This window comes from Kribbella sancticallisti, from assembly GCF_039530625.1.
Taxonomy (GTDB): Bacteria; Actinomycetota; Actinomycetes; order Propionibacteriales; family Kribbellaceae; genus Kribbella; species Kribbella sancticallisti.
The window spans coordinates 34,873-49,226 of sequence record NZ_BAAAOS010000066.1; the positions used below are offsets into that span (position 1 = coordinate 34,873).

Genomic DNA, 14,354 nt, shown 5'->3' on the forward strand with positions numbered 1-14,354 from the left:
TGTTTTCCCACGAACTCGTTCCCCCGTTCGGATCGTGCTGGGTCACGCCGTCACCGACTTCGGATCGGTGTCGGGCTTCTGGCGGTAGGGGTCCAGGTCCTGGGCGATCAGTTCGCCCCACCCGTCGTAGCTCACCCGCTGCTCGGCCTCGGCGGCGACTCGGTCCAGGTCGATCGTGTTCTTCGCGATCTCCGCACCGATCGGGTCCTCGGACCTGTCCACGATCCGCGCGACGATCGCATCGCCGATCGCCTTGAGGCGTGCCCTGCGGCGTTCCGCGGCTTCTTCTGCCTCGAGCTCGGCTTGGCGTTCCGCGGCCTCGGCCGCGTTGAGCTCCTTCGCGTGGCGCAGTGACTCGTAGGTCCCGTAGCCGAACTCGACCGCCAGACGGCGGGCCTGCCATGTCAGTTTGAAGTCGCGCAGCCACTGGCCGATCCCGTACACCGGTGCCGGCCGAGACATCATCCCTGCGTCGCGCAGTACGTCCCGTCGACGGGCTTCGGAGTACAGCAGCCACAGCACGAACGCGAACACCGACAAGCCGGTGAAGCCGATCGCGGGGAACCACTGTCCCCAGTGCCCGACCAGGTTGAATCCGGCAGCGACCGTTGCAGCACCGAACGACATCATCCGGAACCCTGTGGCCCGCTCCCCCAGGCGCCGGCGCAGGTCCGCCGCGTACGCCGTGACGACGCCGCCGAACTCGACCACGGCGAACGCCGGAGCGACAACCGCGATCTTCCACCCGATCGGCCAGCTGGCAGGGAACGGGATGTGCTCGACACCCGCCCAGACCTGACCCGTCAGGGCTGCCGCCGCCGCGACGCCGTAGAAGCCGTACATCAACCCTTGCAGCCATGTGTGGTGCGCGCTGGTGATCGTCGCGGCCAGGACCTCGGTCCGGGCCTCGTCCTCGGCCGCGCGGCGTACCGTCGGCGCGTTTTCGATCGCCTCTGCGACGCGTACCTCGGCCTCGGCCCGGACGCGATCGGTCTCGCGCCGGGCTTCGTCCAGGCGGGCGTCAGCCTTCTGCTGCAGCTCGGCCAGCTGCTGCTCGTGCTCGGCCTGCAGCCGCGCGGTTTCCGCTGCGGCCTGTTGCTCGCTCAGTCGTACCCGTTCGGCCGAGGCGCCTTCGAGGCCGGCCAGACGCCGGGTCGCCTCCTCTGTCGCCGCTGCTGCCTCGCGCTGCGCGCGCTGCACCTGCTCATCCGCCTCCTGCCGAATCTGGCGGATCTGCTGCTCGTGCTCGGCCTGCAGCCGCTGGACGGTTGCCATGGACTGCCGCTCGGATCCGCTGAGTCGTTCGGTCAACGCGCCTTCCAGCGCGGCAACGCGCCGGTCAGCTTCCGCACGCACCTCCGCAACCGTCCGCTCAGCCCGTTCCTGAATCCTTGCTGCGTTGGCCTCTGCCGCCCGCTGGGCATTCAACGCCTGCTCACGCTCTGCCTCGGCCCGCTCGACGTCGGCCGTCAGCTCGGCGAGCGTGTCCACGGTCTCTCCGGTGCCGTCGTCGGCGATCAGCCCTCGCATCCGCATCTCTTTCATGAGATCGCGGCCCCATCCGCGGGACTTGCCGTGCTCGTCGCCCACCTCCTGCTGGGTCGGCTGGCGACGGTGACGCTCGATGTAGTCCAGGACCCAGCGCTGGCCGGCTTCCTTGAGTTCGGCGGAGGTCATCGCGTCGTAGTTCTTCGCTCCCGGTTCAGGTACGAGGGAGATGTCGGCCTGGGCCATGAACAGTCCTTGTCTCGCTTTGGTGAAAAGGCTCCTGCGGTCGCTTCGCAGTTCTAGGCGTCGGCCCACTGCGGATCCGCCACCCCGGTCGGCGCCGGCCGCGCGCTCTGAGAGTTCGTCGTACCTGGCTGCGCGGTGTGGCTTCGCGGCTGGTCACCCAGCGCCGGGCCGACGTACCGCGCCTGGATCAGGCGCCGGCTCTTCTTCTCCTTGGTCTGCGGGTCCTCCCATGCCTGGTTGCGCAGTTCGCCCACGACAATCACCTTCGAGCCGGTGCGGAGGTGCGCCTTGACCGCTTTGGCCGGCTCTCCCCAGATCTGGACGGGCCAGTAGACGGGCTCGGTCTCCACCCAAGCGCCCTGGGCGTCGCGGTACCGGTCGCTGACAGCGATCCGGAACTCGGCCACGGACTTTTCGGTGGTCGTCGTGCGCAGCTCGGGGTCGGCGGTCAGGTTGCCGACGAAGTGGTGCTCGGTCATGACGGAGTCCTCTCGGAGTAGCTCGCTGGCTGGTGGTGAGGTGTGGTGGAGCGGCCGCGAGTAGTTCCGAGGTGGTCGGTGGGGACCTGTACGGCTACTCCACTGCCTTGCCGGGTCGGGGCGCTCGGCCTCGTCCGCGGCGATGTACCGATTCCGGCGGCGGCGGGAACGGCCGGCCGCCGTTGCGTTTCTTCTCGAGCCGGGTGACTTCCTTCATCACCGACTGCACGATGAAGTCGCTCAGGTCCGCATAGCCCTCGAGCCGGCCGACGGCCGCCTCGCAGTTGCGGATGCGTGAATCCTCGGTCTCGTCGTAGATCCAGGCCTGGATCCGCCACTTGTCGCGCGTCTTCTTCGCGTCGGGCGGGGTCTCGGAGTCGTCGCTCACGGCGGTGGATCTCTCTAGTTGGAGTGCGCGCCGGCACTCGGTCTCTTATTGTCTCCATTGTCTCTCTTTGTCTCCTGACAGATTGGGACGCTAGCGGGTGTCGCAGGTCCTGGTCGCGGTTTTTTGGACGAATTGCAGGTTGTTGCAACGGCCTGAGCTCTGGCTCGGCGGGCTCGCCGGTGGTACTGCGGCCGGCGCGGGAGGCTACGGCACCGCGCCCCCTCTCCCGAGCTGTCCGGCAGCTGACCGGCGAAGCCAGCCACCCGCGGGCCAACTCCTGAAGGTGCCTTTCCTTCCAGGTGGTGCTTCTTCGGCCGGTCGCTTTCCGACCAGGCCGGCCACCGCGCGACAGCTCGGAGCTGAGGGGCTCAATGCCCCGAAGATTCGACTACCGCCGCGCTGGGTCCCCTTCTGAGCGCCCCTCACGCCGCAGCCTCCTCGGTCTCGCCGATCGCCTTGAGCCGCACCACGGCGGCAATCTCAGCCTTGGCGGCGGCTATCTCGGCTTGCGCCGAAGCCAGCTCATCGCGGGCGGACCTGATCCGGCGCGCCCGCTCGGAAATCACCTCGCCGACGACGGCACGCGCGGCGTGCAGCCGCAGCGCGTAGTTTTCGGGCAGGCTCAGCCAGTGGTAGGCGAGGGCATCGACCACAAGCGCGGTCCGGCGGGTTGTCGCCTCGGGGGCACGCCCCGGCCCGGCGGCCCGGCCGACGTACATCCTTTCGCCGGTGAGGCGCTCGCGGCGGAGCTGCTCCAGGTTGACCCCGACGGTCCCTAGCAGCTCAACGCCGTTCACACATGGCAGGTCGGCGCGGTGCCGGTGGTGGCTGTAATACGGGTCGCCACCGTCGCGGCGGCCGAACTCGACCCGCAGCCGCTCGGAGTCCTGATCGATGAGCGCCGACCCTTCACCCGTGCGCGGCTCGATGCCGAGCACGAACACACCGGAGACCCATGCGGCGTTCACCCGGTAGGCGGTCACGCCGTACCGCCAGTCATGGGCGAACTCGGCCCGGATCAGTCCGACTTCGTCGGCCTGGATGTTCACGCGCTCCACGGTGTGTTCCTTTCTGGCACGTGGCGCGCCCGGCCCCGTGACCGGGCGCGCCTGGGATCAACGGACGGTGATGGTGGGGACCTGGTCGGCCTCGCCGGTCGGACGGGCGGCTCGTCGGGCCGCGCTCTCGGTGGCCTTCACGACAGCGATTGCGGCGATCTCCTGGGCGAGCTTCGACAGCACCTCGGCCGAGTCGGCCGCCTCGGATACTGCGATGCTGGCGGCTTCGTGGTCGACCTCTACCGCGCCCGTCGGGAACACGTCTTCGGCCCAGATGCTGACGTTGTAGCCGTAGCGCTCGGCCTGGTCGGCGAGACTCTGAAACAACGTCACCTCGCCCGCCTCGTCGGCAATGACGTCGGTCTCTTCCGGTCCCTCGGTCTGGGAGATCTCAAAAACGGTCATCACCCGGAACCGGGTTTTTCCGCCTTCCTCCTCCCCGGCTGCCTCCTCGCGTGGAAGCACAATCGCTTCTACCGCGTCGGCCTCGTTCGGCTCCTGGCCTCCGTCGCGACCGCGCGGCCGCACGATCTGAAGCCCCTTCTCTCCCTTGCGGACCTGGCGGCCCCGGCTTTGCCAGCCCTTGAAGGTGTCGACCTCGTGCAGGGACATCCCCCGCTCGGCGGCCTGCTTCATCAACAGGGCCTGATTGCGCAGGCTGTATGACAGCAGGCGGCTACCGCCGCCCAGCAAGGCCGCGACCCGCGCGCCGAGCTCCGGATCGGTCAGCGCTGCGTCAGCCTCCGCCGCTAAGGCGGCGTGACGCTCCTGGAACGCCTGGCGCTGCTCGTCGGTGTAGGTCTTGCGAGTCTTGCGACGGGTCTTGGTGGTAGCCATCTCTGGTGATCCTTTTATCTCTTGAAGTCTCTTAAATCTCGTGGGCAGATTCTTGTTCGACCGCTTCGCGCGCCCGACGGACTTGACCCAGCAGTAGGAATTCCTCGTACGCCAGCTCTTCACCGCGCGGGCAACGCACGCGGTGCTTGCGCATCCCCTTGCGCGTCCGCTTCAACTCGCGCTCCAGGACCGCGAGGTCCTTTTCCGCTTCCGTCCTGCGGGTGAACAGCCGAAGCCGCCTCACTGCTGGCCGTCCTGGTCGTCGGCCTCGTCGTGCCGGGGGGTGCCGTCCTGCCACTGGTCGGCCTCGTAGCGCTCGGCACCTTCGGTGAACCCGGAGACGTACGCGCAGCATTCGACTGCGGCGTCCGAGTACCTTTCCCAAGCGCGGCGCGCGGCCTCGTCGGCGAGCGACTCTCCGGACTGGCCGTAGGCGGCGGCGTAGTTGGCGGCGCTCCAGCCTTCGTCCATCCCCCGGGCGTAAGCCTCGGTACGTGCCGTCGCGGTCTCGTCGGTCTGCAGCATCTCGGGTCTCCTTCGTCTCTTGTCTCTTATTATCTCTTATTGTCTCTTAAAGGTCAAGCTTGGTTTCAGGGGCTATCCGGTAGACGTAGGCGAGATCTTCGCGGCTCTGCAGCCGGTGTGATCCGCCGATCTCGGTCACGAACGGCCGCAGTTGGTCGCTGGGCTCGGTCACGGCTTCGGTGCTGACCCACTGCACGACGCGGCGGCCGCGCAGCTCCTCGCCGCGAGCGATCACCCGGAATTCGGTGTCGTGCTCGGTGACGATGTCGCCCGCGCTCAGTTCGGCGTAGTGGACGCGCTGAGCCTTGGTCTGGCCGCGCAGGGCGGTCACGAACTCGTCCAGCAAAACCCGGGCCTCGGTCTCGTACCAGGACAGTTCCTCTTCGTACCTTTCCTGGCGGTCGTCGTCGCCGTCGATGGCCTCGGCCATCGCTGCCAGCTTCGCCCGGTCGGGCTGTAGCGCGTCGTAGGACTTGAGGCAGGCGGCGAGCGCTGCGGGGTCGTGGGGCTGGAATGGCTCGGGCTCCGGTGCGGACTGGGTGTCGCGGTGGCTCGCCCAGGTCGCCCAGCCGAACGCGAATCCGGCGCGGTAGTCGGCCGCCAGCGGCCCATCGGGGTATCCCCCGTTGCCGTGTTCCTCGGCGAGCTGGTCGCGGACTGCGGCGCTGTCGGGTCCGGCGGTTCGGGCCGCGTGGTGTCCGGCCGCGCGACCGTTGGCGTCGGCGTCAAGGCTGGCCCGGATCTGCTTCTCACGCTCGCCGTGCGCCCGCTCGGCGGCGGCCCAGGTGCTTTCGGTCTCGATTCGGCCGGCCTGCTCCACTCCCCCGGACATCTGCGTCTTGGTCACCCAGGTCACGAGGTGGCGCAGTTCGCGCACGTCCCGGTTGCCTTCGGCGTGGCCGATGTCGGCGAGTAGTTCACAGTGGTCGACCGCGCGGCCTGCCGCGAACGCGCCCAGGACCCGCCCGGCCACACCGGCCAGGACGGACGACTGGAACCAACCGGCGATCGTCACCGCAGCGGCGTCCGAGATGTAGCGCTGCTGGCCGTTCTCGACCTTCCACAGTTCGGTTTCAAGGTCGGTGGTCAGGAGGTGGGTTTCACGTACCTGGATCTTCATTCTTCATCGCCTATGCAGTCGGTGGGGGTACAGATCAGAAGGGGTCGCGCGCGCCGAGCCGGACCGCGATGGCCTCGGCTACCGGCTCGCCGGTTGTGTCGTGGATCCATGCGGCGAGCTGGCCAAGATCGGCGGTGGGGGTGATGCTGGCTTCCCGGCCGATCGCGTCGACCAGTTGGTCAACCTCGACCTCGCAGCCGGAAGCGAAGGCGGCGAACACCGCGCCGTATCCCCCGGAGGTCTGGTACCAACTCGCGATTGCTAGCGCGTGGTCGTCGCTGATCTCGGCGGCTTGCAGTCGCTCGGCTTCCATGCCGCTGGACAGGAGCTGGCCTCCGCGAACCTGGATGGTCAGTGGTGCCGCTTGCTCCTCGCAGGTCCTGGAGCAGAAACCGGAGCTTGTCCGTGCGCCGCCGGGGCGGTCGCAGACGGGGCACTCACGGCCGTATCCGTCTTCGATGCAGCTTGCACACAGGCGGCTTTCGGGACTGGAGGCGGGCCGCTTGCTGCTATGGATGTAGCCGTCTTCACACCATCCGGTCGACGGCTTGCCGGACTGCGGGGCGTCGGTCCAGCGGTTCTCGGTGCGCTGCTGCTCTGTGCTCATACTGAAAGTTTACCTCACTAAAGATTCTTTAGCAAGCTAAAACTCCTTTAGTGAGGTTACTCACGATGGGTTTTTCGTGGTACGGCTCGGGCGCTATTTGAGGTGTGTCTCTCGTTGGTCAGGTGCCCACTGGGGACCGCGCCGAGTGGTCGCCCGGAAAGGGTCTGCCCGACGCAGGAGGGATCGAGCTTGCTCGACCCTTGGAGGGTGGCCGCTCGGTGTGGTCGGCTCTGCCCACCTGACCAACGAGAGACACACCGGCCCTTCCCAGGCTCTCAGCAGGTTAGGGCGGGGTCCGGGGCAGAGCCCCGCGTCTTTCGCCGCCGGTGGTCACGGCATGTGGGGCATCACCCTCGGTCCGATCACCGGTCAGGAACCGCGCGGTCATGGTGGGATCGCACCACAGTTGAGCAAATGACAGTGTCAGGAGCACAAACGTTCGCTGTCGGCCTGGCCTGCGGCGCCGGTCTCGGCCCCGGTCGACTCCCCTACTTGAATTCCTGGGCCGGCGCCATACAGCGTCGTACCAGACCCTCATCCGGCGGTATCAACACTGCGGTCAACGGCAAGAGCATCCGTCACCTCGAGGACCACCAACGCCTGCTGGTCAGCGCGGACAGCCGCGCGGTCACTGCATCATGCGAGACCGCTGGGACAAGGCCGCCACCGTCCAGATCTCGACCCATTCGAGATCCGTAACCCGACGGCGTACCAGCGCCTGCGCAGCTGCTGTCTGAGGGGCAGGTCGCGATGAGTTGGTGGAGATCGTTGCGGAACGCACTTGCGTCGCGGATCCCGGTCGACTTCTCGATCACGTTCCGAACGCCTTGCACGGACCGCACCACTTGCCCAGAAGTTCGCCACCCCTCGCTGACCTGCGTGATAAGGCGCCGAATGCTTGACGACACAGGTGGATGGAAGGGGTCGTCCTCCTCTACGGTGCGTTCGGGGCCTCGACATGGTCGACGTCCCACCGCGAGCCAGCCGCCTGAAAAAGATCGGTTCTCGGCGCGACGTTAGCTATCGGGCCGGGGCATGTTCCTGTCGTGGCTGCAAGCAGAGACACCCACTCTCACCAGGAGCTGTTCGACCGCGGCTGTGTCACTCTGCGGCGTACCGTCGCCGCGGGCGGAGCACAGTGATGGCAAGTGAGGTCGTAGGAGCTGCTTGTTGTACCAGAGCGCCGAAGAAATCTCGGGGCTTGTTGTCACAGAAGGCCGGCTGGGAGGGCCTTCTCCGGATATCAGCGGAAAGAAGGTGTGGCGTTCGTGCTGGACATGACTATCAGATCGCCTGGTGGCTGGCGGGTCCGATAGTCGGTGCGCAGATGGAGGAGGCGGTCCGGGGTGCGACCCGAACCGCCTCGATGAACAACCAGTCCCCGGAGTCATTCGAGAACGGAGGTTCACTCGTGAGCCTAAGTCCAAGCCCGCCGGACGGGCCATCACGTCGGCCGGTTGAGTTGCTGCTCATTCTGGCCGCGACCGTGGTCGGGTGGGCGGCGATGGTCGTCAAACCCGAGGCGGCCGCGGAGATCGGTGCGACCTGGGCAGCCACGTGTGGCCTGCTGGGAACGCTCGCGCTGCGCCGGCGTTGACCGCGCAGGTCGGGCGAAGCGACGACGGGCGGTCCCCTGGTATGGAGACCGCCCGCGTGAGGTCGAGGCCCGGCTGGCTGAGCTGCTGGTGGCTATTTCGGTGGTTCGCCGAGGTCTTCGTCGTCGCTTTGGACGACGTCGCCGAACAGCTCGGCGAGCTCTTGCGCTGTCAGTTCGTCGTCATCCACTCCCCCGGCTTCGGGTTCCGTCGGCGAATGAGCCGCGTCCTGGACCCGAACCGGGGGGCCGGCTTCGCGGTCGGGCAGGGGCAACATGTCAGCCGCCGGGTGAACTGCCGGCACCGGTGAAGGTGGGCTGGGAGCTGGAGGCAGGAGCGTTGGTGCGGGTGGCAGTTGTGGCGGCGGGGCGATGTCAACGAGCGCTTCGGCCTTGGCGGGGTGGCCCATGACGATGATCGCTTTGCCTCGCTCGAGGGCTTTGATCTGATTCGGGTGGACGATGAATTCGTCGACGGCGCGGAGGCTGCCGACTCCGGTGGCGGCTGTTTTGGTGCCGAGTACGTCGGCGTCGTCGGCCACTTGGAGGGTCTCCTTGTAGACCTGGCGGGTGCCGATCCACTTGGCCCAGTCGTCGGCGGCTTCGCCTTTTTGCTGGTGGAGGATGATGACGTTGCCGTTGGTTTTGACGGCTTCTTCGAACTCGGGCGACACGACGCGGAGGTCGGCGACGCTCTGGGTGGAGATGGCGGCAATGATGCCGGCGCCTCTGGCTCGGGCGTAGAAGGCCTCGAGTGCGGAGCCTCCGAGGGCGGAGAACTCGTCGACGACGACGAAGCAGCTGCGGCCGGTGTTGCGGAACTGTTCCGCTTGCATCCGTCCACCGATGCCGGTGAGGTCTTGGAGGGCGAGGTTGCCGATGCGGCGTGCGGCGGCCTTGTCGGTTGCGGCGTCGAGGCTGAATACGACGTAGTCGCCGGCCTGGATTGCTTCGTACAGGTCGAGCCCGTCGGGCTGGTCGACCATGACTGCGCCGGCTGCGCTCTCGGAGATGGCGGCGTAGCGGTGGTAGATGCCGCTGAGAGATCGGGCGAAGTCCTTGTCTTCGCCGCCTTCGACGACGATGAAGTTGTGGATCAGTGCGGCGACCGGGGCTGACAGCTCGGCGGTGATTGCTTCCATCCGTACTGGGTGGAGCAGGCGGACCAGGTCGGGCAGGTCGCGCCGCCATGGGCGGCGACGCCGCAGGCCAGGGTCCATGAGCTGGACCTGGTGCTCAACGAGGTCGGTCAGCGCCCGGCAGGCCAGCTGGAGCCACCGGGTACCGATGGCGCGGTAGTACGGCTCGGAGAACCCGCCATCGGCCGAGGCCTCCTCGGACTGCATCAGCTTGTTGGCGATCTCGTCGGGGGTGCCGTGCTTGAGCGGGTTGTACGTACTGGTCGCGTTGCGGCCGTCGAGGGTGATGACGTGCAGCCGTTTCCCGGCGGCGGCTGCCATCCGGCGCCGGTCCTCGATCACGTCGACGTCGCCCTTGAGGTCGAACATGATGTGCGAGTTGCGAAGGTGCCGAGCCGACTCGGCCCCGGTCAGGACCCAGGTCAGCCGGTTGATGGTGGTCGTCTTGCCGAACCCGGTGGGGCCGATCACCAGCATGTGGAGCTGGACGGCTGCGCCGGCCAGCTCGAACACCGAGGCGTCGGAGGCGCGGCCTCCGATCCGCAGCCGAAGTTCGGCCGTGCTCTGCGCCAGCGGAGCAGGCGTAGCACCCGGAACGGGCTGGTCGATGGTGGCCACTGTGGCTGCCACCTCGGCCTGCTTGGCCAGCGGTGTCACCTCGCGGAAGTCGGCGTTGTAGCGCTGCCGGCGCCACAGAACGAACAGCGCGATCGAGATCGCGCCGACGATCGAGATCGGCAGCTGCTGCAGCAGCCAGACCGGCCAGCGGTCGGCCGCGGTCGCGCCGAGCGCCTCCAGGTGGCCGCCGACGCCCGCGCCTTCCACGCCGCCGATCAGCGGCGCGGAAAAGCTTCGCCAGGCCTCGATCCAAGGCTGCAGGTAGAGCCGGTACACGGTTCCCAGGACGACCACCGTGGCCGGCAGGACGGACCAGAAGAAGAGCTTGCGGGCCGGCAGGGCCCGAAGCGCTGGAACGCGATTGGCAGCCACGACGGCTGCCACTGTCAGCACCCCGGCTACCGGGTTCAGCAGCGCGAGCACGATCAGGAGGCCGCGGCGGATCGCCTCGACATCGGTGGTCTCCTTGTCGGCCACGGTGCCACGGCGTGGCAGCCGCGGCCTGTTGTCAACCTGCCCCCGCAGTTGATCACTCACTGTAGGCATCCTCTGGTGGTAGAGCCCGCCCCCGCGAGGTGGAGGTCGCAGGACGAGGAGAGATGTCGCGCCACGGCTGGACGAAGATCTTGCGTGGCCGGCCGATCTCGGCGGCGGCCGCGTTGGCCTCGGCCGCCGCGGCCTTCACCGTCGCCTCAACTTGGGGCACGGCGTAGTACCGCACGCCCGTGATGTGGTCAGCGTAGATGTAGGCCATCATCAGGCGGACCAGCCGCCGGCTGTCCTTCCTGGAGGCCTCCAGCTCGTGGGCCCAGGTCTGGCCCTCGGGTGAGACGCTGACGAGGTCGGGGTAGAGCCATCGCAGGGACCGGCCGGTCCCCATCATCCGGACGGAGTATTTCGGGTCCTTCAGGACCCCGCCGTCGGGGGTCTCCAGGCGGCGGATTTCGCGTTCGGTGACCAGCTGGTGGCTGGGTTTATCCACAGCCACCTGACGGGCGATCGCAATCACTTCGTGGTCGTGGCGGAAGTCGGCCAGGCGGGGCTTCAGAACGCGGCCGGCGACGCCGGCGACGTTCATTCCCTCGCGGGTCAGGGACCAGGCGCTCGGCAGGTCGTGGACCATCCGGTGCATCTCGGCCAGGCCGATCTCCTTGAGGCCTCGCAGGCGCCGGTCGACCACGGTCTTCGGGGCGGACTCGCCGCGGCCAGCGAACTCTGCCGAGACCTGCACCGACGTTGCCCCACGCCATCGGCCGATCCACGCCAACCAGGCCACATCCCGCTCCGTGACCTGCCACCGCTTACTCACACCCTGCATCCCGGCCACCTATTGCACCTCCGCTCTCCCAGCCCACCTACGCCACATCACTAAATCTCTAATCTTTCCTTCCTTCCCTTTGTTTTCCTTCCCTTTGTTTTCCTTCCCTTATCTTTCCTTCCCTTGCTTTCCTTCCCTTCGTCTTTCCCTCCCTTTCTCTAACTCCATTCATGTACTTCAACACTCACAACAACTTCACTTCTCTGACTCACACCCACCCCCGTCTCTCCTCGTTCAAGACCGACACCTCCGTCCTTGTCGTTGGAGGAGGGAGGTGTCGGTCTTGAACGAGGTTTGCCGCAGGTAGAGACGGGGGTGGGTGTGAGTCAGAGAAGCACCCTAGAAACACTCTAGAAGCACCCTACAGCAGCCCGGGACCTGTGGTCACGGGCTCTTTCAGTTCAATTTGACGCGCCTAGGCGGCGCGTGTTTCTAGGCCGCGAGCATCACCTCGCGGTCGTGCAGCTCCGCCTCGGCCCAGCGGGAGCGCAGGAGTTCCTTCCGGCGATACTGGTCGTACGGCGTGAGGCTGTTGTAGATCTCCTTCCAGACCCGCTTTCTGAAGGTTCGCTCGGCCTCGCTGAGGCTGTACCACCAGCGGGCCCGGCGGAGTCTGTCGGCCGAGGCGCGCTCCAGCTGGCAGCGCTCACGGCCGGCCGCCCACTCCTCGCGGTACCGGGTCCTGTCAGCGGCCCGGGCGGCGCGGAATTCGGTCCGCTCGGCGGCGTACTGCCGTCGGCGGCCGCGCCACTCGGACCAGCCCCGGGCGGGCGCGGCCGGGGCTCGCCGGGACAGCCGGAGCTCCCACCGGCCCTGGCGGGTGGCCAGCAGCCCGCGGTCTCTCAGTTGGTCCATCCGGCAGGTCAGTAGCTGGCTCTGGCGGGTGCTCAGGTTGCCGTTCTTGGGTTCCTGGTAGCCGGCTGATCGGCGGAGGTCTGTCAGTTCGGAGGGACCTTCGAGGACCGCACTTATCCACAGGCTGAGGCTGCCGGGGGGAAGGCCGATCCAGAGGGGGTGGGCCGGGGAGGGGGTGTGACTGCTCGGTGGGGGAGTTTGTGACCCGGTGGCGAAGTTCAGAGCCAGCAGGTTCGGTGCGTAGGTGTTGGCCCCTGCGCCTTGTCCGCGCTCTCGGCTGTAGTCGAACTGGTCGACCAGCACGAGCACGTTGGCGCTGCACAGGCGCCTGAGGGCCTCTCTGCAGGTCTTGCGGTCCAGGCCGGTGTCTTCGGACACCGATCGCTCCGCGGCGGGCACAGCGGCCAACGTGCGGGCAGCGGTGAGGTACTCGCTGACGACAGCCGCAACCTGTTCGCCGCTGTGGCGTTCTCGGGTCGACCAGCTCCCCCAGGCCGACCGGACGGCGCCGGCGACGGGCAGCGTCAGCCAGTGCCAGTCGTAACCGTCTGTGAACGTCCTGGGCAGGCGTGGCTGGCTGCCAGGCTCGACCGGAGTGGCAGCCGTGGCTGCCGACCAGACGTAGGTTTCCCACCAGTGGCGGCCCTTGCGGCGGGCGCGGCTGCCAACGACATGGGTCGGGTCTGCCAGGACCTTCCAGGCCTCCGGGCCGGTGTAGCCGGCGGCTTTGAGCTTGGCAGTCACGATGAGCTCGGCGCCGGACCGGTCGGCCCTGTACGTGGGGCCGGGGCAGCGAAGGCCGTCCCAGAAGGCCGGCGAGAGCGCGATCGGCTCCCCCGCTGACTCGGCTGTGGCAGCGAGCACGGCGAATGGGCGAGCTCGGCGGGGGGCAAGGACGCCGAGACGGTGGATCCCCCGCCGCTGCAGGTCTGTCAGGAGCTCTGGGAGCTCCGCCGGTAGGGGTACCTGTCCGGCGGCGCGGTGGGGCGCGGACAGCGGGCGAAGTGTGGCCCGCCAGTCAAGCTGGGTGGCCGATAGGCTCCACTCCTGGCGCAGCTCGAGGACAAGGCTCCGAAGTATCGGCAGCAGCTCGCCGGCGGCCGCGAGCAGGTGCCAGCGGCCGGGGCCGCCGCCCGAAGGGCGTGAACACCACCAGACTGAGTGGTCATCGCACCACTGCGCCAGGTGGTAGAGCAGGGCGCTGGCAGTCTCGTCGTCGTCCAGGTCGACGTCGACGGCAGCCACGCCGGGTGCCAGCTCGGCGAAATACGACGCGCCGAGGCCGGCTGCCACCGCCTGCTGAGCGGCTTCCAGGGTTCTCACGGTGGCCACGAAGTCGTTGGCCGAGTCGATCAGGCGTACTGGGGTACGGAACAACAGGCGATCTAGCTCGTTGGCTGCCGACACGTCGGCAGCCAAAGCTTGCGATTTCAGGGTCTCGTGAGAGACTGAAACCGCCGCCCGAGCAGGCGGCAGCACAAGACGGCCCCCCTTCAGGTGGGTCGAACGGTGGAACCGAGCGAGGCAAGGGCTGGTAACTCACACCTCGTTCGGAGACTTCATGTGGGGCGGCTGCCAACGAGCAGCCGCCCCTATGTAGTTGTCAGCCAGTTGCTACCGGCTTGACTCCCTTCTGGCTTCCTCGTGGCTGCCGCTGGCTGCCACGGACTGAGTGGGGATGCGAAAGTCCAGGACGTCGGCCGACTGGTCCGCGGAAGCCGACTGCTCCTCCTCGAACCACGTGGGGAGCGCTCCACCCTCTGCGAGATCACGGAGGATGAGTTCACGCATGTACCACGAGGCTGATCGGTTCATGGCCTTTAGTCGCCTGATGACCTCAGGCATGACTTCGGGCTCGATACTGGTCGCGACGCGGTGCTTGCCCTTGTCGCTGGGGTCGTACTCCGCGAAGGCGCCCGGTGTCGGGCGCCCGGCTGGTCTGCCTCGTCCTGGGCGCATGCCGAGCAGCATTTCAACATTCCAGAACAAAAATCTCAGCGGCGCGCCGATGTTCTGGAACAAAAAAAACGGGGGTCTCTGAGACTCAGATTGAGGCTGGCGAGGGCCAGACATGGCAGCCGC

Annotated in this window: 13 protein-coding genes; 1 reads left to right on the forward strand and 12 read right to left on the reverse strand. The window is 67.5% G+C overall.

Annotated elements, in window-relative coordinates; all coding sequences use genetic code 11:
* Window positions 1–42 precede the first annotated feature (42 nt).
* The 8 genes from ABD255_RS41220 to ABD255_RS41255 all read right to left on the reverse strand — a co-directional run bounded on the left by ABD255_RS41220 (window position 43) and on the right by ABD255_RS41255 (window position 6,748).
* A complete protein-coding gene (locus tag ABD255_RS41220; protein WP_344222295.1) occupies window positions 43–1,734 on the reverse strand; it encodes a coiled-coil domain-containing protein in 1,692 nt (563 codons plus the stop codon).
* 53 nt (window positions 1,735–1,787) lie between these two features.
* Entirely contained in the window at window positions 1,788–2,213 is a 426-nt protein-coding gene (locus ABD255_RS41225; protein ID WP_344222296.1) for a single-stranded DNA-binding protein, read from the reverse strand.
* Window positions 2,214–2,307: 94 nt separating this feature from the next.
* Window positions 2,308–2,601: a ParB family protein gene (locus ABD255_RS41230; RefSeq protein WP_344222298.1), complete on the reverse strand. Its 294-nt coding sequence runs from the start codon at window positions 2,599–2,601 to the stop codon at window positions 2,308–2,310.
* Window positions 2,602–3,023: 422 nt separating this feature from the next.
* Entirely contained in the window at window positions 3,024–3,659 is a 636-nt protein-coding gene (locus ABD255_RS41235; protein WP_344222299.1) for a hypothetical protein, read from the reverse strand.
* A 57-nt stretch (window positions 3,660–3,716) separates the two neighbouring features.
* Window positions 3,717–4,619, reverse strand: coding sequence for an ArdC-like ssDNA-binding domain-containing protein (locus ABD255_RS41240; RefSeq protein ID WP_344222300.1), 903 nt, complete (start codon window positions 4,617–4,619; stop codon window positions 3,717–3,719).
* Window positions 4,620–4,736: 117 nt separating this feature from the next.
* Complete coding sequence (locus ABD255_RS41245; RefSeq protein WP_344222301.1) at window positions 4,737–5,021, reverse strand: hypothetical protein; 285 nt, start codon at window positions 5,019–5,021, stop codon at window positions 4,737–4,739.
* A 46-nt stretch (window positions 5,022–5,067) separates the two neighbouring features.
* On the reverse strand, window positions 5,068–6,141 hold the full coding sequence (locus ABD255_RS41250; RefSeq protein WP_344222302.1) for a hypothetical protein: 1,074 nt from the start codon (window positions 6,139–6,141) through the stop codon (window positions 5,068–5,070).
* Between the two features lie 34 nt (window positions 6,142–6,175).
* Complete coding sequence (locus tag ABD255_RS41255; protein ID WP_344222303.1) at window positions 6,176–6,748, reverse strand: RING finger protein; 573 nt, start codon at window positions 6,746–6,748, stop codon at window positions 6,176–6,178.
* 1,411 nt (window positions 6,749–8,159) lie between these two features.
* On the opposite strand from ABD255_RS41255, the gene ABD255_RS41260 reads away from it, so the two are divergent.
* The gene (locus ABD255_RS41260) at window positions 8,160–8,345 is read left to right on the forward strand and encodes a hypothetical protein (protein WP_344222304.1); all 186 of its coding nucleotides are present in this window, start codon (window positions 8,160–8,162) and stop codon (window positions 8,343–8,345) included.
* A 92-nt stretch (window positions 8,346–8,437) separates the two neighbouring features.
* On the opposite strand, the gene ABD255_RS41265 is transcribed toward ABD255_RS41260, so the two are convergent.
* The 4 genes from ABD255_RS41265 to ABD255_RS41280 form a co-directional block, all read right to left on the reverse strand.
* Window positions 8,438–10,636 (reverse strand): type IV secretory system conjugative DNA transfer family protein, encoded by a 2,199-nt coding sequence (locus ABD255_RS41265; RefSeq protein ID WP_344222305.1) that lies wholly within the window; start codon window positions 10,634–10,636, stop codon window positions 8,438–8,440.
* On the reverse strand, window positions 10,629–11,417 hold the full coding sequence (locus ABD255_RS41270) for a hypothetical protein (protein ID WP_344222306.1): 789 nt from the start codon (window positions 11,415–11,417) through the stop codon (window positions 10,629–10,631). The genes ABD255_RS41265 and ABD255_RS41270 overlap by 8 nt, the downstream gene beginning before the upstream one ends.
* Before the next feature lie 58 nt (window positions 11,418–11,475).
* Window positions 11,476–11,601, reverse strand: a complete 126-nt coding sequence (locus ABD255_RS41275; RefSeq protein WP_344222307.1) for a hypothetical protein — start codon at window positions 11,599–11,601, stop codon at window positions 11,476–11,478.
* 248 nt (window positions 11,602–11,849) lie between these two features.
* Window positions 11,850–13,679, reverse strand: coding sequence for a hypothetical protein (locus tag ABD255_RS41280; RefSeq protein ID WP_344222308.1), 1,830 nt, complete (start codon window positions 13,677–13,679; stop codon window positions 11,850–11,852).
* Window positions 13,680–14,354 lie beyond the last annotated feature (675 nt).

Bases quoted from the DNA above. Each gene is read 5' to 3' on its own strand.
- ABD255_RS41270 (WP_344222306.1), bottom strand. From the start codon at position 11,417: ATGCAGGGTGTGAGTAAGCGGTGGCAGGTCACGGAGCGGGATGTGGCC.
- ABD255_RS41220 (WP_344222295.1), bottom strand. From the start codon at position 1,734: ATGGCCCAGGCCGACATCTCCCTCGTACCTGAACCGGGAGCGAAGAAC.
- ABD255_RS41250 (WP_344222302.1), bottom strand. From the start codon at position 6,141: ATGAAGATCCAGGTACGTGAAACCCACCTCCTGACCACCGACCTTGAA.
- ABD255_RS41255 (WP_344222303.1), bottom strand. From the start codon at position 6,748: ATGAGCACAGAGCAGCAGCGCACCGAGAACCGCTGGACCGACGCCCCG.
- ABD255_RS41225 (WP_344222296.1), bottom strand. From the start codon at position 2,213: ATGACCGAGCACCACTTCGTCGGCAACCTGACCGCCGACCCCGAGCTG.
- ABD255_RS41245 (WP_344222301.1), bottom strand. From the start codon at position 5,021: ATGCTGCAGACCGACGAGACCGCGACGGCACGTACCGAGGCTTACGCC.